The following is a 20,635-nucleotide window of genomic DNA, read 5'->3' on the forward strand; positions in this document are numbered from 1 at the left end:
GTCAAACGGGCATGATGGTGATAGTCCATCTGGCCTCCGAAGATTTTGGATTGCTCTCACAATCAGCTTCTTCGTTCTCGGTCAGATGGACAATAACCTATTGAAACTTCACATTTAGCCGCTGAGGTCAAATTTCCGATATCGGCCTCAGCGGCTAAAGCCGCATGTATTTAGTGCCGGGACGGGACGGCTGAAGCCGTCCCCTTAAGCAAGGCATTCGCACCATGCGGTGCGAAACGGTTGCGCGCCGCGCAACGACTCCACCACCCTTCCCGACCTGCTTCCGAACTCGGGGCCGTCTGCATGCTCCTCAGGCGGCGCGCTTGGTATCCTGCTCGGCGCTTTTCAAGGGGGCGATTGCCGGCCCATTCAACACGTGGCCGTCTATTGCGAAGCGGGATCCGTGGCAGGGGCAGTCCCAGGTCTTCTCCGCAGCGTTCCACGAGACGATGCAGCCCAGATGCGTGCAAACGGCGGAGTAACGATGCAGCCGTCCATCAGGCTCGCGATAGCATGCAATGGGTTTGCCGCCTTCCCGAATGACCGCACCCTCACCAGGCGCGATGGCCTGAGGGGACTCCGCGTCTCCTCTCGATAGCCATTTGACGTATTGAGCCGCAACATTCAGGTTTTCGCGCGTCCATTCTCCCAAGGCACCGAGAGTCTTGCGGGATGGATCGTACAGTTTTGCCCATGGATTCTCGCGGCCCCGGATGAGGTCATTGATCAGCATCCCTGCAATCGTGCCGTGGGTCATACCCATGCCGCTGTCGCCAGTTGCTATATAGATATTCTGGTCGCCGGGGTTTCGGCCGATGAACGCAAGATAATCGTCGGGTTCCAGTACTTGTCCCGACCAGCGGTATGCGATGTCTTTGATCTGCGTGAAGCGCTCACGTGTCCACTCTTCCAGCGCCCGGAAGTGTGCGTTTGGATTATCTTCTTGCCCCGTTTTGTGGTCTTCGCCACCGACAATGAGAAGCTCCCATCCCGTTTCGCCGGAGAGACGTTGCGTCCTAAGGTAGTGATAGGGATCGAGAGTATCCCAATACAAGGCGTCCTGAATGCTTCCCTGCGGGACGCGTGCACCTAAAACGTAGGTTCGATACGCCATCTGCTTCGTGTGAGGCACGAACAGATTATTCACAGGCGAGTTGGTTGTAATGACCACCGACCCGGCTTCGATCGTGTATCCATGTTCCGTCCGCACCTGCACTGGAAATCCATCGCAGACGTCGACGGCTTTGGTGGAGGTAAACAGTTCACCTCCTCTCCGTTGAATCGCAGCAATTACTCCGCGGAGATATCTGAGAATGTGGAACTTGCCTTGATTCGGGAAGCGAAGACACGCGCCTGTAGGAAACGGAAGGGGAGCGTGCGGCAGCCGCTCGGGATTCAAGCCAGCTCGCCATGCAGCCTGAAATTCCTTATCGATGTAGGCATCGTCACCATCGACAGAGTTGAAAAGATAGCCGTCCAGGCGAACAAAGTCGCAGTCGATCTGTTCTTCCTGCACAATCCGTTCGATCAGCGCAATTGCAGCCGTGTGGCTTTCCGCGGCGAGTTTCGCGCCCTCAGGTCCGTGCAGGGATTCGAGTTCCTGATAAGAGTCGTCAATTTCATTCGAGAGGTGTGCGGTCGTTCTGCCGGTCTCCCCACCGCACAGCGGACCATCGTCAATGACGACTACCTTCGCACCTTCACGCGACAGCAGGTAAGCCGTGGTCAAACCCGCGATCCCGGCCCCGACTACGCAGACATCGGTCACAATACTGTCCTGTAGCGTACCCACAGACGGAAGTTCGACGCCATCTATCCAGAGAGGTCGAGTTGTACCGGAGTCCAGATCCACGATGGATAGGATGGAATTCTGCCTGGAAAAGTGGCCCGGATTGTAAGGAATGTTGGTGCCGGTGCGATCCGGCGGATGCGATGGAGCCCATGCACCGGGTGCCCCATGTCCGCTAGGGGACATGGGTATTCGCGCTATGCGCGAACTGGGTGGGAGCCGTGGGCTTTTAGCCCACGGTGTATAGGCTCAATAGAAATGGGCTTTAAGCCCTGGGTTCCTCTGTCCATCAAGAAAAGGCCCAGGGAGAATTTGTCAACACGCTCTAAGTTTGACCTCAGCGGCTAAAGCCGCCTTCTTTCAGACGTCAATGCGGGACGGCTGAAGCCGTCCCCTTAAGCAGGGCGGACAGGGCGGGCGAAGCTCTCAAATTCCCATTGAGAATGGCTCATTCAACCTATATCTTCGCTTCTTTCAACGCGCGAAGAAGTACTCTTTGACGGGTTTCCCTTCGCGCCGGGTGGGTTGTTTGCTTGGTAGCTGCAGCTTGGTACTCCGAAACATCTCGTTTCAGCTTTCCTGGTGATTCCTCGCCATCGAGTACTTGGGACGCAGCAAATATTCTCTTTCGCAGCTCCTCATCGCTATAGGTATCGAGAAGATCAGTTGATACAAGTGTAGTGATAAGTGTATAGAACTGAGGTTGATCCGTCGCCAACTTAGTCTCTGCAAGTGCAGGATTGGACCTATATGCCGCCTCTAGGAAACCAAAAGCACGCCGCATGCGGACGAGTTCATACTCTTTGAGTTTCTTATTCTTATCCTTGGCTGGATTGATGAACGCCTTCAATATCTCGGCGGGTGCACGATGCTGGTAAGTTCTCGCGAATAGAGCTATCTCGGTGAGGCGCTCCCACATTCGATCCACCTGAGAATTTTTGTCAGGTAGCCGCTTTATGATGTTTAGCCTCTGTAAGACATAAGAGTAGCTATTGGCCCTAGCCCGGTAATAAGCAGATCGCTTTTTAAGTTCTTTCACAGCGAATAGACTAAATACCTGTTTGAAAAGAGGATCATTTCCTAACGCCTTAACAACATCAAATCGACTGACCTTTACGCCCTGCTGATTGATATCGATGAAGAGATCCACAACTTCATCAAAAGAAGCCTCCTCGTCATCCAGATCAATCTCGATAGTAGGAATGGCGTATTCTCTGAAACTCCGAACGAGGCTGTCATCCAATTTCTCAAACGTGACACCTTTGCCGTTCAGGTCAATTTCAAAATTTGCATGCTCGCGGGCCGGCTTTCCGTAGAAGTAGTGCTCAAGGTTGCTCAGCTTCATTCCCGTTCGCCTATTACCAACGAACAAAATCAAGCTCTCAAGACGCTGCTTTCCGTCGAGGATGTTGTAGTTGAATTGAGCCCCTGCGTCCTGTTTGTACAAGAACACAGCTGGAATCGGACGTGCCTTCACCATGTTTTCGATGAGCTTGCGGCGTAACGCGATGGTCCAAACAGAACCACGCTGGAATGGAGGAATCAGATTGATCTTCTTTTCGTTGAAGTAACCGATGATCTGGTCAATCTTCATCTCACGATTCGCGTATTTCATAGTTCTCCGGATTGAGGGTCTGGATGCGGGCTCATCATGCCCCATTTGTGACCAAGATTGATTGGTGAAGTATATTACGCCACCCTGCTTCAACCCTTTGAGTTACGGCGAAAAATTTGCCGATATTTCGTTGTTGACTTCGCCCGGGACAAATTTCACTTCGTTACTTCGCCCTTAGTGCGTATCGACCCAATTCGCGATAACCCCTGCCCCGGGCGCCCATGTCCCTCGGGGACATGGGCTCGCCTTACCCTTCTCAACCGATGTTAGGGATATAGAAATACGGTCGCGCCAAGCGCGATACCCCACCCTTCGCGATGAAACCGCGAAGAATGGGGCAACGAGTGTCTACTGCGGCCGGATTCATCGATACGTCCCAGCAAACCTTAAGCACCGAAATCTCGCCCAGCACGGACGAGATTTCGGTGGTTTGCCCTGCCCCTTCTTCAGACTAAGGCGCGGTGATGGACACGTTATCGAAGGTTGCCGAGCACAACTGAGCGTTGTTCCGGCTGCTGACGACCAGTCCGATGTACACGCTGCTCGCCATCGAGATAGTGACCGTGCCCTGCTGGGTCCACGTCACTCCATCCGAGGAGTAGTACCCGGTGAAGGTGCTGCCGTTGCGGACGACACGAACCCAGTAGGGAGCCACGAGGCCGGCGGTTCTGCTGCCGCTCGTGCTTCCACCGGTGGACGTGCGAGTGACCCATGTAACGCCATTCGACGGCGTGACATTGATGTTCGCCATCGCCGAGCCCGTGGCGAGCGTTTCGCGGATCATCACACCTGCCTGCGCTCCGCTGTTGGTGTTGCTCATGCTGACCACGCGGGCAGTGATGGTGTAGCTGGTGCCCGCTGTCTGATACGCATAGTTGAACTGATCGGCGGTACCGCTGATGCTGCTGCCGGAACCGTTCACCGTATACGTGCCACCGCTATCGGTGGCGCTACCGGCGAGGCTGACGCTGCCGATGTCCTGATCCGCCCAACCCGTCGGCAGACCCGTGGCCGCATTGACCACCAGAGTGACTGTTGCCGAGTGCGACAGTGTACCGCTGGCGCCCGTGATCGTGAGTGTGTAGGTTCCCGCCGGCGTTGTCGACGAAGTCGAGACCGTCAGCGTCGAGCTTCCCGAGCCGTTAATTGACGTCGGGCTGAAGCTGCCGGTGGCTCCGCTAGGCAATCCACTGACGCTCAGGTTCACCGTGCCAGTAAAGCCGTTCACCGCGGCGATGGTTGTGGTGTAGGTGGTGCTATTACCCTGTGTCACTGTCTGCGAACCCGGCGTATCCGAGATGCTGAAATCAGGTGGACCCTGCACCACCAGCATCACGGTCGCCGAGTGCGTCAGGGTGCCGCTGGCGCCCGTGATCGTCAAGCTGTAGGTGCCCACTGGAGTTGTCGTTGCGGTCGAGACCGTCAGCGTCGCACTGCCAGAGCCGGAGACCGACGCCGGACTGAAGCTGGCGGTAGCTCCGGTGGGCAACCCGCTGACGGCCAGGCTCACTGTACCGGTGAAACCGTTCACAGCACTGATCGACGTTGTGTACGTCGTGCCATTGCCCTGCGTCACTGTCTGCGAACTCGGTGTATCCGAGATGCTGAAGTCCGCCGGAGCCTGCACGATCAACGTCACTGTCCCGGTGTGCGTCAGGGTGCCGTTAGTGCCCGTAATCGTCAGGGTGTACGTACCTGCGGGAGTTGTCGTCGCTGTTGTAACGGACAGCGTCGAGCTTCCCGAGCCGGAGACCGACGTGGGGCTAAGACTGGCGGTGGCTCCGGTTGGCAGTCCGCTCACGCTCAGATTCACCGTATCGGTAAAGCCGTTCAGTGCGTTGACCGTCGTGGTGAAGGTGGTGCTGTTCCCCTGCGTTACGGTCTGCGAACTCGGTGTATCCGAGATGCTGAAGTCAGGCGTCGGAGTGCCGACAGTCATCCTGTGAATGACGATCGAGTTTTGGTTGTAATTGTCCTTGCTGATCAGGTAGTCGCCATTACTCGCCTGGTAAGCCCGAATGCCGTACATGGAATCCACATCGTTGCCCACCGCCACGTTGGAGTTGGCAGTGGTCATCGTGAGGTCGTTGGCGCCGGTCGTCAGATTATAGGCATCGATATCGGGCACGGTGTGGACATACGAGATGAACAGATAGTTGCCGGCCGCTGCGCGCCCCTTCGGATTCTGCGTCGTCTTCAGATTGATGACCTGGTTGGGAGTAGTGGTGTTGCCGGCCATCCAACCGTGGTACACCTCGACCCGGCCGCCCAGTGAGGTCCAATCAGTGCCGTTCCCGTTCATCAGGACCATCGTGTCGGTGGACGGAATGTACTCAATGCCGGCCAGCGGCGCGATCGTCGACGGAGTCGGTGTGGTTGTCGGCGTTCCGTAGATCGGCTTGCCGTTGGCATCAAAACCCGTCAGCGGGTAATGGGTGATCGCGTTGGTCTTGTCCAGGCCCACCCAGATATCGCCGTTCGTATCGAGACAAAACCCGTTTCGGACACGGGCCAGGGTATTGAAATAGTTGGTGTAGCCCGCCGGGCTTGTCTGGCCCGGCAGGGTGCCGAAAGGCACCGACGCATACTGGCCGGTGGGAAAGTAAGAAAAGATGAAGAGATCAGGATTCTGGCCAGTGGACGCGAGGATGCGATGGCCGTTGACGCTGGTCATGATGCCGAAGTCGAATCCCCGGCTGTTGTTGGTCACGTCCACGCGCGGATCCGTTGGATAGTCGAGCGCATCGACACTGTTGCCAACGTATCCTCCGCCGCCTGTACCTGAGAAAACATCCTGGCCACCGTATAAGTAGGCGCCGTCGGTACTGGGATCGAACGCGGCATTGCCTTCGAAGTTCAGTGCCTGCAGGGTGTACTGCAGTACTCCGGAGCTGTTGTAGGCGTGAAGATCGGTCTTGCCGTTGCGCCCCAGATCCCAGGTTCCTCCCCAGGGATTGTTGAGGACGTACAGGTTTCCAGCGCTGTCTTTCCCGATGCCGACGATGCGTGTGAAACGCTGGCTACCGGTCTGTCCCTTGACTCCGGCGGTGGTGTCCAGATATCCGCCCTGTACACCGAAGGTTCCAACCAGTGTCGGCGTGCTCGACAGGTTGCCGTAGATCTGAATGTTCATGTTCGGCCCCTGATCGCCGACCATCAACTGGTTATTGGCGCTGTCAAAGTACAACGCTGAAGGCCGCGCGCTGGAACCCATGCTGATCGTGTTCAACACGGTCCCCGACGAAGAGAATTCCTGGATCGTCCCCTCGTTCATTTGTGCAACCCATACGTTTCCCGATCCGTCGACCGCAATCGCGCCGGGATCGGTGAGGGTCCAGTCCGATTGCCACACACCGGCCGTCGTATAGCAACGCACCAGGTTGTCTGGATGGTCGCTGACATAGACCAACGTGCCCGTGTCGGCGATTCCCGTGATGACGTCCGCGCGTTTCTCGGTCTTATCTGTACTCGCCGCCCATGTCAGGTCACGCACGTGAGTACTGCGGTTGTAACGGCCAATATAGCCGCTTCCTCCGAGGCTGCTGTTGTATTGCAGCGCAGCGAAGAGATTGGTGCTGTCGCCACTGATCGCCCCACCCATCGTTTCGCCATGCGCGCCGATGGTGCCTGTCTTTTGGGCGTTCTGATAGATGTTGATGCTTCCCTGGCTCTCGTCCCACATGGAAGCGGTATAGAGGACGCCTTCAGGCGCCACCCACATGGACCGCATGGCATTGCCCACATACGTGGGTACAGTCGAATACGTGTTACCTACCCACGTTGTTGTGTAAGTCACTTGAGCAGGGCTGATCGTCGCGCTTATCAGCAGCAGGAAAAGACAGGCGATGGCGAACAATGCCGGCCAACCTCGTTTCGGAAGCATAGGGGCTCTCCTAAGCCTTCGGCACTTTCATTCATGGCCGGAAGGCTTTAGCACGGTGATGTTGTAAATTCCACGAGCCTTCTAATGTGCGCTGTAAAGGCGAGTCAATATGGAAGCCTTAGCTAACTTCCCGGGTGAAATGCGTTTCATTTTGCGTTGGTTCTTCTTGCCGGAATTTGCTTATTTCATGGAAGGAATTCCCAACAGCAGCGTGGATCTTCTTGAAGTGCGCGTTCTTCAAGGAGACGCTTCATCAGTCCCGCTACAAGAACGGGGTTTGTTTCGCAGAGTAAAACTCAATGCGGCTGAGACGGTGGGAGCAGCGGGCTTCAGCCCGCTGATAAAAGCATCAAAAGAAATTGGGCTTTAGCCCTGGGCCTTCTCTATGCGTCAGGAAAAAGGCCCAGGGCTAAAGCCCATCTCTATATTGAGCCGATAGTCCGCGGGCTGAAGCCCGCGTCTCCCACCCAATTCGAGCTTCGCTCGAAGGTCCGATGTCCCATGAGGGACACCACCCCAACGAACTTGTTCGTTGGGGACTCCGGACATGGGACACCCGATGCATGGGTAATCTCGAACATGTCGCGACAGCTCAGGATTCCATATGCAACGTTCGCCGGCCTTCGAACGATTCGAACACGGCCTCGGCGGCTTGGCTTCTATCCTTCACCTCATCCAGCAGCCCCGAAAATTGCGGGAATACGCGAATCGAATCCAGCCACGGATCGGACAACATCGCCGGGTGGCAGGAGAAACCGCTCGCAACCACGCGCTCAAGCAGCTTGAGGGAGGCATCTCTCTGATTCAGGTGAGCCAGGTGGCGGGTAAGGTAATAGAGTCCTTCGGGGTCGCTGAACCCTGATGAGACGATGGCTTCTACCGCAGCGACACTTCCGGCCTCGTCGCCTTCGATCAACCTGCGGGCGGCCCTTGCGAAGTGCCCCATCCTGGTCGCGACCTTTTCCTCGAGTGAGCGCAACGCCTGGATTGCGTCCTGTCTTCGTTCCGTTTCCGCCATCGACAGACCTACGATGTACGGATCGTTTTCGATCTTCCCATTCGCGGTGCGTTGATAGTCTCTTTGCAGAAACCACGTGTGCTGGACGCTGGTCCGGATCTTCGGATCAAGAGCGATGGCGCGACGGTGCGCCGCCACGGAGGCGTCAAGTAAGCCGCAATAGCGCAAAGGGCTCACCAAACCGGCAAACAGTTCCGGATCTGCCGCATCCCGGGCACGGGAGAGAAGGCGCTTCATGGCGTCGGCCGCACGCCCCAGATCGACCTCCAGTTGTGCATAGCCCTTATGTGCGATACCGAGATCTGGGTTCAGATCGAGAGCCTGCCGGAAGGCCGCTTCCGCCCGCCGTTGCTCCGCGGGGGTCTCGGAAGAGATGAACTTTGCCATGACGTGGTGCATTCTTCCCAGCCGTGCCCACGCCGGTGCGTAGCAGGGATCGGCATCCACGCAGCGCAGATACAAGTCTCGCGCCGTCTCCCACTGTTTGGGGTCGTTACTGAATTGATTGGCGCGCAGAAAATACTCATAGGCCTTTGCGTCGGCCGGCACGTCTTGCCGCAGGATGCGCTGCTCTGTGGCCGAGAGCCGCAATTCCAGCGCGTTCACAACGCACTCCGTGATCTCGTCCTGCAGGCGGAAGACGTTGCCGATCGAAGTCTGCATCGATTGCGAGCACAGCAGGGTGCCGCTTGCTGCGTCCGTCAGTTGGGCGACGATGCGGATCTCATCGCCTGCGGCGAGCAGCGTTCCGGTCACGATCAGATCGACATCCGCCTCGGCCGCGATCTTCCTGAAGTCGGGATCCGCCGCTGAAAATCGCGATGCCGCCAGGCTGGAGCGCACCACCAGCGACTTGAGGGTGGAAAGCGATGTCGCCAACGCGTCCGGAAGGCTGAAGGCCAGAAAATCCGTGGCCGGATCAGACCGGAGGATGCGGAATGGCAAAACGATCAGCCGCGTCAGCCTTTTCGGCGCCGCGGGAGCCGCTGTCTCCACGGGCATAAGAAACCGGTAGCCCCGGCGCGGCAGCGTTTCAATGAAACGAGGCGTGCCGGCGGTGTCGCCAACTGCCTCGCGGATCTGCCGGATACAGAAGTTCAGGCCCTGCTCAAAGTCGACAAAGGTATCGTCACGCCAGACGCGTTCCCGGATCTCCGCGCGCGTCAGCACCTCGCCACTGCGGCTGACCAACAGCGCCAACACACGGAATGGCTGCGGCGGCAGCTTGATGCGGTCCCCATTGCGGCGCAACTCCCCGGACGTCATATCGAGTTCGAAGGCATCGAAGCGAAGGGTCTTAGCGAAGTCACTCATCGAAATCTCACTTCTTGCTCATCTCGAATGCATGGATAAGTTGTTGAGGCAGAAGTACAAGTGATTCATCGAGTTTCCGCGGAGCGGCGAAACTCCAACGCGCAAAGCTGACTGGGAGGCCCTAAAAACATGAGAATCAATGACATAGCTCCCGACCTTGAAGCCGCGACCGTGCATGGAACCATCCATCTCCGCAACTGGCGAGTCTGCATCACCGGCCTCGGCTATCTGGCAGGACTGAGGCCTGAGTTCCAGAAGCGGAACTGCAAGATTATCGGATTCAGTATCGATCCGGTCAACAATCTCTATCTGCGCTTTGCGGCGCAACCTTCCTAACCGCACCATTCCGGAGGCATCGTCATGCAAACCGTGCAGATCGAACGCTTCTATCTTGGCTGTCTCGCCCACGCGTCTTACATGGTCGCATCCGAAGGTATGGCCGCTGTGATCGATCCCCAGCGGGACGTGGATATCTATCTTGAAACCGCCGCCCAGAACGGATGGAAGATCAGGTACATCATCGAGACGCATGTTCACGCTGACTTTGTCTCAGGACATCTCGAACTTGCCCAGCACACCGGAGCACAGATCTATCTTGGCGCCGGGTCTGGAGCTGAGTTTCCTCACATTGCGGTCGAAGACGGAGACAGTATCGAGTTCGGCCAGTGCTCTCTCCGCTTTCTCCGGACCCCGGGACACACGCTCGAGAGCATCTGCATCTTGATGCAGGATCGCGGTCAGCCGGAACGGCCGGCCGTGATTTTCACGGGAGACACCTTGTTCGTCGGTGATGTGGGGCGGCCGGACCTTTCACCAACCCACACGCCGCAGCAACTTGCCGCGGCTCTTTACGAAAGTCTTCATAAAAAGCTGCTGACGCTTCCCGACGATACCGAGATCTATCCCGCCCACGGAGCGGGTTCGCTGTGCGGGCGCAACATGAGCCAGGAGAGCTCGTCGACGATCGGAAAGCAGCGGCAATCCAACTATGCATTGCAGGCGCGCAGCAGTGAAGAGTTCATCCATCTGCTCACGGACAATCTGGCTGCAGCGCCTGAATATTTCGCCCGTGAAGTCACTCTTAACCGCAAAGGCGCGAGCCAGCTTTCGCAGTTGCCGCAGCTTGCGCCACTGCCCGCCGCGGAGGTACGTCACCTGCAAGACGAAGGCGCAGTTGTCTTGGACACTCGGCCATCGGCCCAGTTTGCCGCGGCGCACGTACCTGGGTCGATTCATATCGCGCTCACCGGCCAATATGCCTCATGGGCAGCACGCATTCTTGGTCTGGACACGCCGCTGATTATTGTTGGCGAAGACCCCGGCAGCATACGCGAGTCACAGATGAGGCTTGCCCGCGTCGGCATGGAATCTGTCGCGGGATACCTGGAAGACGGCATCACCGGCTGGGCGAAGGGCGGGTTCGACTTCGCTTCGATTCCGCAGGCCGCTGTCATCGATCTTGCCGATTTGCTCAATCAGGAACCCGATCACATGACTGTGCTCGATGTGCGAGAGATGGCGGAAGTAGAAGCCGGCGCAATCCCGGATAGCCTCAATATTCCGTTAGGCAAGCTAAAGGCGCGCCTCGGAGAGTTGCCTTCAGAAAAGCTCATCGTCGTGCACTGCAAAAGCGGTTATCGCAGCTCGATTGCCGCCAGTATTCTGCGCCACGCGGGAATCAGGAATGTGGTCAACCTGATGGGAGGCTTCGAGGCCTGGAAGGCAGCCGGACTTCCGTCCGCCGTCCCGGTTCCTGCTGTGGCCTAGAGAGCCGAATAACAGTAGACCTTAGCTCTGCAATATGTCTTGAAAGGAAGAAGTATGAGGATCGAACATCAGGCTTCCCATAGCGTACGATTCAGCATCCAGCGCCGCGAAGATTCGGCATCTGGCGTGGTGATCTTCCAACTGTCAGGCCCACTTACCATACGGCACATGTACGGCTCTATCTCTCCCGTTGCTTTGGACCATATTCTGGAATCGACACCGAGCAATACGGAATGCGGGGTTCACATCTTCGACCTCAGGCAAGTTCCCTACATGGACTTCGCCGGCCTAAGCCTGATCGCCCATCATTGTCAGGAGTGTCGATGTAGAGGAATCCATACCATCGTCACCGGAGTAGGTCAGCGCGTCCTTAATCGGTTTAAGGCATCCAGGATGGAGAACGTGCTTCCGATGACGTTGGCACACTAGGAGCATTCGGGCACCGGTGTCTCCAACGAATGTGTTCGTTGGGGGTGAAGATGCGTTCTATATCAGCCTGGGGCTGAAGGCCAGCTCTATAGTTCTGAAGGCGAATTTGTCGATAAGTCCTAGCCTTGCCTCAGCGGCTAAAACCATACTCTTTTGCACCTTGTAAGACACGGCTTCAGCCGTGTCCTTAAGCAAGGCATTCGCGCTCTGCGCGAACGGGTGGGAGCCACGGGCTTCAGCCCGTGGTCTATCGGCTCAATATCGAAATGGGCTTTATCAGCGGGCTGAAGCCCGCTGCTCCCACCGAAAAGCAAGCGCTTAACTAAAGGGGAAACGAGAAAGAAGTTTCTAAATTCACTGGGGTTTGTCTATCGCTGCTGGGCAAGCGCTGAAGGCGCGTTCTATACCAGCCTAGGGCAACGCCCTAGGTTCGACGCACCCACAAAGTGTTAAAGGGCTGAAGGCCCGCTCTATAGTTCATTCGTCTCTATGCCCACAGTCTCGCCCTCAGCGGCTAAAGCCGCGTTGCTTTTGGGTGTCTGTATGGGACGGCTGAAGCCGTCCCCTTAAGCAAGGCATTCGCGCTATGCGCGAACGGAGCTGCCGCTCGAATGGTTCAACCAACATTCACTGGATCGTCGCTACCGCTCATGATCAACATCGGTGGAAAGTCTTTGCTCACATCGTTCGTAGGGCCATTTTTTCTTTCCGTCTAATTCTTTCGCTGCTAGTCAATTGGGAACTATGGGGCGGGCCTTCAGCCCTTTAACACTTTGTGGGTGCCGGATACCTGGGGCGTTGCCCCAGGCTGGTATAGAGCGCACCTTCAGCGCTTCTCCTTGGCCTGGGCGTCCTGTTTCTGGTCCGCCCCGGAGCGATGACGAAGGTCAGTGATTCATGAGAGGCTGTTATCGTCTGGAGTATGGGGCTATCGACCTTTTCCTTCCAAAAGCGATCCAGATCAGATGATCGGTTATCTGCTTTTGATTCAAATAAATTAGCTCAAAACCAGATGGTACGTGGATGCGTCTTCCCATTTGAGACTGCAGCGCGGGCACAGGATCGAACGATTCTGTGAGACTCTCGCCGGACGCGGCCCATAAACTGCACTCTTGAGGACCCCCCAATGTGGATTGTTCGCCTTGCGCTTCGACGACCGTACACCTTCGTGGTGCTGTCGTTGCTGCTGTTTATTCTTGGCCCGGTCATGATGCTTCGGACACCGGTCGATATCTTTCCGAATATCGATATCCCGGTGATCTCGGTCATCTGGAATTACTCCGGTCTGTCTCCAGAGCAGTTGAGCGATCGCATCGTTCTCAACTTTGAGCGAAACCTGACGACGACGGTCAACGATATCGACCACACCGAGTCGCAAACGCTCAATGGCGTTTCGATCATCAAGATCTTCTTCCACCCGAATGTGAACATCGCGCAGTCGGTGGCCCAGGTAACGGCGGTAGCGCAGACGGCTCTGCGCCAGTTTCCCCAGGGCACGACACCGCCGCTCGTCATCCAGTACAACGCATCCAGCGTTCCCGTGCTGCAGCTTGGCCTTTCAGGACAAGGGTTGAGCGAGCAGCAGCTCAACGACTTTGGCCTGAACTTCATCCGTACGCAGCTTTCGACTGTTATGGGAGCGCAGATGCCGTATCCCTACGGCGGTAAACAGCGCCAGGTTCAGATCGATCTCGATACCCAGAAGATGCAGTCCTTCGGCGTGTCAGCCGCGGATGTGGTCAATACGATCGCGCAGCAAAGCATTATCCTGCCGGCCGGCGCGGCGAAGATGGGGCACCTGGACTACCAGGTGGAGACCAACAGCTCTCCTTCCACGATTGATGGGCTGAACAATCTGCCCATCAAGACGGTCAACGGCGCCACCATCTATATACGGGATATCGGCAACGCGCGTGACGGATTCCCGCCGCAGACCAATATCGTTCGTGTCGACGGACAACGCGCAACGCTGATGACGATCCAGAAGATCGGCAACAGCTCGACACTGGATATCATCTCCAACATCCGGGCCGCTCTGCCGGCAGTGCTGGCACAGTTGCCGCCGCAGTTGAAGGTCAAGCCGATCGCCGATCAATCGGTATTTGTTCGTGGCGCAATCAGCGGCGTTGTTCGGGAAGCAGTCATCGCCGCGGCGCTGACCGCCCTCATGATCCTGGTCTTTCTGGGCAGTTGGCGTTCGACCATCATCATCGCTGTTTCGATTCCGCTCTCCATCCTCTGTTCCCTGCTCATGCTTGCCGCCCTGGGCGAGACCATCAACATCATGACGCTGGGCGGACTCGCACTCGCGGTCGGAATCCTGGTGGACGATGCGACCGTGGAGATTGAGAACATCAATCGCAACATCGAGGAAGGCAAGGAAGTCGAGCAGGCGATTCTCGACGGCGCTGCCCAGATTGCGGTTCCGGCATTCGTCTCCACGCTCTGCATCTGTATTGTCTTTGTGCCGATGTTCTTCCTCAGCGGAGTCGCAAGATACCTCTTCGTTCCCTTGGCCGAGGCGGTAGTCTTCGCCATGCTGGCCTCCTACTTCCTGTCGCGAACCATCGTTCCCACGATGGCGAAGTATCTCCTGAAACCGCACGAAGAGCATGCACAGAAGAAGAGGTCGATCTTCACACGGATGTCCCAGGCATTCGAACGAGGATTCGAACACCTGCGCAGCGGCTACATGAGACTGTTACATCTGTGTGTCGATCATCGCGTCCCGGTCATGCTGGGGATGGTCGCGTTCTGGGTGATATCGATCGCACTGCTCTATCCCTTCCTGGGACAGGACTTCTTCCCCAGTATCGATGGAGGCCAGTTCAAGCTTCACGTCCGCGCCCATACCGGCACCAGAATTGAAGACACCGCAGCGCTCTGCGACCATGTGGAAGAGTTGATCCGCCAGGAGATTCCCTCGGCAGAAGTGACCTCGATTATCGACAACATCGGGCTCCCCTACTCCGGCATCAATCTCAGCTACTCCAACTCCGCTCCTGTAGGAACCGGCGATGCGGACATCCTGGTGTCGCTCTCGGAAGACCACCATCCCACCGCCGGCTACACCAGGAAGCTGCGGGAGAAGCTGCTGCAACAGTTCCCCGGGGTTGAGTTCTACTATCTGCCGACCGATATGGTCAGCCAGATCCTCAACTTCGGCCTGCCCGCGCAGCTCGACATCCAGGTCGTTGGCCAACAGGTCGAGCAGAATCGTGTGTTCGCGGAGACCTTGATGCGGGAGTTCCGCCAGATTCCGGGAACCGCTGACCTTCGCATCCAGCAGCCGTTCAATCTTCCTGCCTGGAAGGTGAACGTGGATCGCACCCGCGCGCAGCAGGTTGGTTACAGTGAGCGCGATGTGGTGCAGAACATACTGGTCGGTCTGAGCGGAAGCTTCCAGACCGCACCGACGTTCTTCCTGAATCCTCAGAACCACGTCAGCTACAGCATCGCGGTGCAAACGCCGGAGTCCAAGGTGCAGAACCTGTCGGACTTGCAGAACTTCCCCATCGCGTTGAATGGAAGCGGCCGGGACCCGCAGATTCTGGGCAACCTGGCAACGATTGAACGCGGAGCAGAGCAAGCCACGGTAAGCCACTACAACGCACGCCCGGTCATCGATATCGATGGCGCGGTGGAAGGCACCGATCTGGCAAGCGTCGCCAAACGCATTAACAAGATCGTGGCGGATCATCAAAAGGAACTGCCGCGCGGTTCGCAGATCTTTATCCGTGGGCAGATTCAGACGATGAAGGATTCCTTCCAGGGACTTATCCTTGGACTGCTCTTCTCCGTTGTGCTGGTCTATGCACTGATTGTCGTCAACTTCCAGAGCTGGCTCGATCCGTTCATCATCATCTCGGCATTGCCGGGCGCGCTTTGCGGTATTGTGTGGTTCCTCTTCCTGACGCACACCCATCTGAGTGTTCCCGCGCTGACCGGATCGATCATGTGCATGGGTGTCGGGACCGCCAACTCGATTCTGATGGTGAGCTTCGCGAAGGACCAGATGGTCGCGGGGGAGAACTCGCACGACGCCGCGCTGCAGGCGGGCTTCACACGCTTCCGGCCGGTTCTGATGACAGCTCTTGCCATGATGATCGGCATGGTGCCAATGGCTCTTGGCCTGGGAGATGGCGGCGAGCAGAATGCACCGCTCGGCCGCGCCGTCATTGGCGGCCTGCTGCTGGCGACCTTCGGAACGTTGACCTTCGTTCCAATGTTCTTCTCCTTCATGCATCGCAACGACAAGCCGGCCGTGGAACCAACGCTGGACGAGAGTGAGATATGAGCGAATCAAAGCAAAATCAAATGGGTGGCGGGCAGCAGCATCCGGAGCAGATTCCGCAGCAAGGGAGCTCCCGCAATGTCGTCCTTGGTCTAATCTTCGTCCTGCTGCTGTTGGTGATTGGCGCCGTGGCCGGCGTGCTCACACGCGGCAAAGATAACAAAGAGCTGGAGAGATACACCGCAGCCAATGCCGCCCCGACCGTGGATCTGGTCGCCCCCAAGCGGCAGGGCGCGGGCAAAGAGATTGTGCTTCCAGGCAACATGCAGGCGTTCACCCTGGCCCCGATCTACGCCAGAACCAGTGGCTACGTTCGTTCATGGACGCATGACATCGGCTCTCATGTAAAGCAGGGCGAACTGCTTGCAGTGATCGAGACGCCGGAGCTCGACCAGCAGCTTGCACAGGCGAAAGCTGACCTGGAAAGTGCAAAGACGAATGCCAGCATCGCGAAGGTTACCTCCGACCGATATCAGGATCTCGTGAGCAGCAACGCCGTCTCGCAGCAGGACACCGATAATGCCGTGAGTGTGACCCAGCAGCGAAATGCCGCGGTGCAGGCAGCCGAAGCCAACGTTCGCAGGCTGCAGGAGCTGGTCGGCTTTGAGCGCATCATCGCTCCTTTCGACGGAGTGATTACGGCCCGCAACCTGGATGTGGGCCAACTGATCACCGCTTCGGGAAGCACCATGATTGCCGGCTCAGGAAGCAACGTTGTCAGCCGTCAGGTCTTTGACCTGTCAGATATTCGCAAGTTGCGCGTCTTCATCAATGTTCCCCAGATGTACACGCCCGATGCCACTGTTGGCATGACAGCCTCGCTGACGCTGCCGCAATATCCCGGAAAGACCTTCACCGGAAAGCTTGTACGTACTGCCAGCGCTGTTGATCCCGGCACGCGGACATTGCTCGTGGAAGTGGATGTCGACAACAAAACCGGAGAGCTGCTGCCGGGAAGCTACACGGAGGTTCACCTGAAGTCGAACGGTGAGATCCCGGTGCTGCTGATTCCTGTCACTGCCCTGATCCTGAACGCGGAAGGACAACAGGTAGCCACGGTTGATGCGCAGAACAAGATCCACATGGTTAAAGTCATCACCGGCCGTGACTTCGGCACCACGGTGGAGGTTCTGAGCGGATTACGAGAGGACCAGAAGGTTGTCTCCAATCCCCAGGACTCACTTGCCGAGGGCGATGTTGTTCGCGTTGTGGTGCCGAAGCAAGACAATGCAGGAGGCGCGAAGTGACACGCAGGACAAGTCTGGCTGCCGTAGGAATGCTTGGCGCTGCCCTGGGTATGGGCGGCTGCAAGGTCGGCCCTGCCTACAAGGCGCCGGCAGTGCAGGCGCCCCCGGCTTATTCGGAGAACGGCGCCAATGGTGCGCCAAAAGGTAATTGGAGCGCTGCCGCTCCCGCCGACGATAAGAACCGCGGGCAATGGTGGACGGTCTACGGCGACACGGAACTGGATCATCTCGAGGAACAATGCGCCAGTGCCAACCTGAGCATTGCTGCTGCCTCACAGGCATACGAGCAATCGCATGCGCTGGTGCAGAGTGTGCGCTCGGCACTCTTCCCGTCTGTGTCGATCGGGGCTTCGGCCTCACGCAACCGGATCTCGTCTTATCGGCCACTGCGTCCGGTGACCGCTCCCAACTATTACTGGGATTTCCTGATTCCCCTCTCGATAAGCTGGGAGCCTGATATCTGGGGCCGTGTCCACCGCCAGATTGAGTCCGCCTCTGCCACCGCACAGGCCTCCGCCGCCGACCTCGCGAATACGCGTCTCAGCCTGCAGGGAACGCTTGCCGCGACGTACTTCCAGATCCGCGGGATCGACCTGCAGACCAAGCTGCTGCAATCAACGGTAGATGCCTACACGCAGACGCTGTCGCTGACAGAAAACCGCCGCAAAGGCGGCCTGGCATCCGAGAGCGATGTCGAACAGGCGAAGACACAACTGGAACAGACGCGCGCGCAGATGATCGATCTTGGCGTGCAGCGCGCAAAGCTGGAACACGCGATCGCCGTTCTGATCGCAGTTCCGGCACAGACCTACAAGCTAGCCGAAAAGCCATTGGCCGGTGATCCTCCCGCGATTCCTGTTGGCATTCCCTCAGAACTGCTACAGCGCCGGCCGGACATCGCCACAGCCGAGCGCCGTGTCGCCGCGGCGAACGCGCAGATTGGTGTTCAGAAATCGGCGTACTACCCGAACATCACGCTAGGTGCGAACGGCGGTGTTGAAAGCAGCGACATCACCACGTTGATGAATACACGCTCGACGCTGTGGAACGCAGGCCCTTCGGCAAGCGAGATTCTTTTCGATGCGGGCCGCAGGAAAGCAAACGTAAAGGCTGCGGTGGCGGAACGCGAACAGGCCGCGGCTCTCTACCAGCAACAGGTCCTCTCGGCCTTCCGCGATGTGGAAGATCAACTCTCGTCTCTCCGCATCCTGGCGGATGAAGCCCAGGTACAACAACGTGCCGTGGCAAGCGCCGAACGCTCAACCGAGCTTTCCATCCTTCGTTACAAGCGCGGACTCGCACCGTATCTCGAAGTCCTGACCAACCAGACGATCCAACTCTCCAATGAACGCGTCGCCGCCGGTTTGGTCGCCGACAGAATCATCGCCAGTGTCGGTCTGCAGATCGCGATTGGCGGCGGATGGAACGCGACGCAATTGCCGAAGGATTAGAGCAACCTCTTTGGGGACGATAAACCGTGGACTAAAGTCCACGGCTCCCACCCGTTCGCGCATTAGCGCGAATGTATTGCTTAAGCGCATGGCTTCAGCCATGCCGTACCAGAGCCTAGAAGAGGCGCGGCTTTAGCCGCTGAGGTCATAGCTTTGGTACCTCAGCGGCTAAAGCCGCTTGCTTTAAGATGCCGATATGGGACGGCTGAAGCCGTCCCCTTAAGCAAGGCATTCGCGCTATGCGCGAACGGGAGCATCAACGGGATGAAGCCCACTGCTCCCACCTAAACTCTGCCATATCGATATGCCGCACTCTCAATTGACGCGAACAAAGCCAACGAACGCATTGAATGGCTTATGCTCTCGCCTCATACACGATATTGAAAGGTGTTTCCGTGGCCCGCCGGAAATGGGTGAACCCTGCGGCGGTCGCCACTTCGCGGATGCGCGCCTCGCCGGCCTGCGCGCCAAGACATAGTCCCACTTCCTGTGATCGGGAGCAGGGCGTGCAGAGAAGCGTCGAAAAGGAATAGTAGACCCGGCCCACTGGAGTCAAATTGTCTTTGAGTTCGTCGTTGGCAAAAGGCTCGACAATCATCCAGGTACCACCTGGAGCCAGAGATTGCCGCACATGTTTGGCTGCTCCTACTGGATCACCCATATCATGGAGGCAATCGAATACGGCGACAAAGTCGTAGTCTTTGCCGGGAAACTCCTTGGCTTTGGCCGCTTCGAAGTGCACCCGGCCGGACAGACCTTCCTTGTGCGCCTTCTCGCGCGCGGCTTCAACAGATTTGTCGTGATAATCGAATCCAAAGAACTCCGATTTCGGAAAGGCTTTGGCCATCAGGATGGTTGATGATCCGGTGCCACATCCAACGTCGGCTACCCGCGCTCCTTGTTCAAGCTTTGCCTGGACACCCTGAAGTGCAGGTATCCAGGAACTGATGAGGTTCGCAGCATACCCCGGCCGAAAGAACTTCTCGCATCCATGAAAGACGCCTTCAACATGCTCACCCCAACCCATTCCAGCCCCGGTGCGAAAGGAATCCGCAATTCGTGGCACTGCAGCCAACGAACCCAATGCCAGTTCAAAGGCGCCGGGCAGATAAGCTGGGCTATCCTCTGTGGCGAGGGTGAACGCCTGTTCCGGAGTAAGGCTGAACCGCTCAGTCGATGCATCGTATGTAACGTATCCGCCTGCCGCCTGTGACGCCAACCATTCGCGCAGGTATCGCTCGTCTGTTCCTGTCTTTTTTGCCAGCTCAGCCGACGTTGCGGGTGCATCGGAAAGTGCCTTGTACAACCCGAGCTTTTCGCCGATCACGACCATGCCGGCGTGCACGGCAGCACCCAGATCGCCTACGAACTTTCCGAGAAAGGCATTCAGTTCATCCATATTGATGGCAGGAGCCTGTGTCGTCGCCATAAGAATCTCCTTTGCAATAAGAGGGTGTCCGCCCGGGCGAGAGTGGGAGCAGCAGCCGGTTCGAGGCCGTAATTGTGCGCCGGTTACGGAGGGAAAATCAAGCTTTGGTCAACCCGTATGGGGGAGATTCGAGCGAAGCTCCCGTTCGCGCATAGCGCGAATGTCTTGCTTAAGGGGACGGCTTCAGCCGTCCCGCATAGAGGTCAATGAGATGGCGGCTTTAGGCGCTGAGGGCAAGATTGGGGCGTATTGACGAATCCCACCCTCACTGCAGAACTATAGAGCGGGCCTTCAGCCCTTTAACACCTATGAGCACCTAACCTGGGGCGTGCCCCAGGCTGGTATAGAGCGCGCGTTTCCACCCCAATGAACAAGTTCATTGGGGACCCCGGCCTTCAG

General features: G+C 57.4%; 12 protein-coding genes. 7 read left to right on the forward strand and 5 right to left on the reverse strand.

Annotated elements, in window-relative coordinates; translation table 11 throughout:
- Positions 1–310 precede the first annotated feature (310 nt).
- The 3 genes from OHL21_RS06790 to OHL21_RS06800 all read right to left on the reverse strand — a co-directional run bounded on the left by OHL21_RS06790 (position 311) and on the right by OHL21_RS06800 (position 7,287).
- Positions 311–1,975 (reverse strand): FAD-dependent oxidoreductase, encoded by a 1,665-nt coding sequence (locus tag OHL21_RS06790; RefSeq protein ID WP_263416498.1) that lies wholly within the window; start codon positions 1,973–1,975, stop codon positions 311–313.
- Positions 1,976–2,246: 271 nt separating this feature from the next.
- The gene (locus tag OHL21_RS06795; RefSeq protein ID WP_263416499.1) at positions 2,247–3,404 is read right to left on the reverse strand and encodes a DUF262 domain-containing protein; all 1,158 of its coding nucleotides are present in this window, start codon (positions 3,402–3,404) and stop codon (positions 2,247–2,249) included.
- Between the two features lie 451 nt (positions 3,405–3,855).
- Complete coding sequence (locus OHL21_RS06800; protein WP_263416500.1) at positions 3,856–7,287, reverse strand: SMP-30/gluconolactonase/LRE family protein; 3,432 nt, start codon at positions 7,285–7,287, stop codon at positions 3,856–3,858.
- A gap of 109 nt (positions 7,288–7,396) precedes the next feature.
- Between OHL21_RS06800 and OHL21_RS06805 the strand changes: the two genes are divergently transcribed.
- The gene (locus OHL21_RS06805; protein WP_263416501.1) at positions 7,397–7,657 is read left to right on the forward strand and encodes a hypothetical protein; all 261 of its coding nucleotides are present in this window, start codon (positions 7,397–7,399) and stop codon (positions 7,655–7,657) included.
- 222 nt (positions 7,658–7,879) lie between these two features.
- On the opposite strand, the gene OHL21_RS06810 is transcribed toward OHL21_RS06805, so the two are convergent.
- A complete protein-coding gene (locus OHL21_RS06810; RefSeq protein ID WP_263416502.1) occupies positions 7,880–9,619 on the reverse strand; it encodes a winged helix-turn-helix domain-containing protein in 1,740 nt (579 codons plus the stop codon).
- Between the two features lie 129 nt (positions 9,620–9,748).
- Here OHL21_RS06810 and OHL21_RS06815 point away from each other — a divergent pair, with 129 nt between their 5' ends.
- The 6 genes from OHL21_RS06815 to OHL21_RS06835 all read left to right on the forward strand — a co-directional run bounded on the left by OHL21_RS06815 (position 9,749) and on the right by OHL21_RS06835 (position 18,807).
- Positions 9,749–9,955 carry a thioredoxin domain-containing protein gene (locus tag OHL21_RS06815; protein ID WP_263416503.1) on the forward strand — a complete coding sequence of 69 codons (207 nt, stop codon included), beginning with the start codon at positions 9,749–9,751 and terminating at the stop codon, positions 9,953–9,955.
- Positions 9,956–9,979: 24 nt separating this feature from the next.
- The gene (locus OHL21_RS06820) at positions 9,980–11,386 is read left to right on the forward strand and encodes an MBL fold metallo-hydrolase (protein WP_263416504.1); all 1,407 of its coding nucleotides are present in this window, start codon (positions 9,980–9,982) and stop codon (positions 11,384–11,386) included.
- Between the two features lie 54 nt (positions 11,387–11,440).
- Positions 11,441–11,815, forward strand: a complete 375-nt coding sequence (locus OHL21_RS24465) for an STAS domain-containing protein (protein ID WP_399257615.1) — start codon at positions 11,441–11,443, stop codon at positions 11,813–11,815.
- 1,126 nt (positions 11,816–12,941) lie between these two features.
- A complete protein-coding gene (locus tag OHL21_RS06825) occupies positions 12,942–16,112 on the forward strand; it encodes an efflux RND transporter permease subunit (protein ID WP_263416505.1) in 3,171 nt (1,056 codons plus the stop codon).
- Positions 16,109–17,356 carry an efflux RND transporter periplasmic adaptor subunit gene (locus tag OHL21_RS06830; RefSeq protein ID WP_263416506.1) on the forward strand — a complete coding sequence of 416 codons (1,248 nt, stop codon included), beginning with the start codon at positions 16,109–16,111 and terminating at the stop codon, positions 17,354–17,356. Before OHL21_RS06825 ends, OHL21_RS06830 begins: the two co-directional genes overlap by 4 nt.
- Positions 17,353–18,807 carry an efflux transporter outer membrane subunit gene (locus OHL21_RS06835; RefSeq protein ID WP_263416507.1) on the forward strand — a complete coding sequence of 485 codons (1,455 nt, stop codon included), beginning with the start codon at positions 17,353–17,355 and terminating at the stop codon, positions 18,805–18,807. The genes OHL21_RS06830 and OHL21_RS06835 overlap by 4 nt, the downstream gene beginning before the upstream one ends.
- 355 nt (positions 18,808–19,162) lie before the next feature.
- Here the strand turns inward: OHL21_RS06835 and OHL21_RS06840 are convergent, their stop codons facing one another.
- On the reverse strand, positions 19,163–20,236 hold the full coding sequence (locus OHL21_RS06840; protein ID WP_263416508.1) for a class I SAM-dependent methyltransferase: 1,074 nt from the start codon (positions 20,234–20,236) through the stop codon (positions 19,163–19,165).
- Positions 20,237–20,635: the final 399 nt, after the last annotated feature.

Origin of the sequence: Terriglobus albidus, assembly GCF_025685425.1 — a bacterium.
GTDB lineage: Bacteria > Acidobacteriota > Terriglobia > Terriglobales > Acidobacteriaceae > Terriglobus > Terriglobus albidus.

Coding starts and splice junctions, on each gene's coding strand:
- OHL21_RS06820 (WP_263416504.1), top strand. CDS start 9,980: ATGCAAACCGTGCAGATCGAACGCTTCTATCTTGGCTGTCTCGCCCAC.
- OHL21_RS06825 (WP_263416505.1), top strand. CDS start 12,942: ATGTGGATTGTTCGCCTTGCGCTTCGACGACCGTACACCTTCGTGGTG.
- OHL21_RS06790 (WP_263416498.1), bottom strand. CDS start 1,975: ATGTCCCCTAGCGGACATGGGGCACCCGGTGCATGGGCTCCATCGCAT.
- OHL21_RS06810 (WP_263416502.1), bottom strand. CDS start 9,619: ATGAGTGACTTCGCTAAGACCCTTCGCTTCGATGCCTTCGAACTCGAT.
- OHL21_RS06795 (WP_263416499.1), bottom strand. CDS start 3,404: ATGAAATACGCGAATCGTGAGATGAAGATTGACCAGATCATCGGTTAC.
- OHL21_RS24465 (WP_399257615.1), top strand. CDS start 11,441: ATGAGGATCGAACATCAGGCTTCCCATAGCGTACGATTCAGCATCCAG.
- OHL21_RS06805 (WP_263416501.1), top strand. CDS start 7,397: ATGGAAGCCTTAGCTAACTTCCCGGGTGAAATGCGTTTCATTTTGCGT.
- OHL21_RS06840 (WP_263416508.1), bottom strand. CDS start 20,236: ATGGCGACGACACAGGCTCCTGCCATCAATATGGATGAACTGAATGCC.
- OHL21_RS06815 (WP_263416503.1), top strand. CDS start 9,749: ATGAGAATCAATGACATAGCTCCCGACCTTGAAGCCGCGACCGTGCAT.
- OHL21_RS06800 (WP_263416500.1), bottom strand. CDS start 7,287: ATGCTTCCGAAACGAGGTTGGCCGGCATTGTTCGCCATCGCCTGTCTT.
- OHL21_RS06830 (WP_263416506.1), top strand. CDS start 16,109: ATGAGCGAATCAAAGCAAAATCAAATGGGTGGCGGGCAGCAGCATCCG.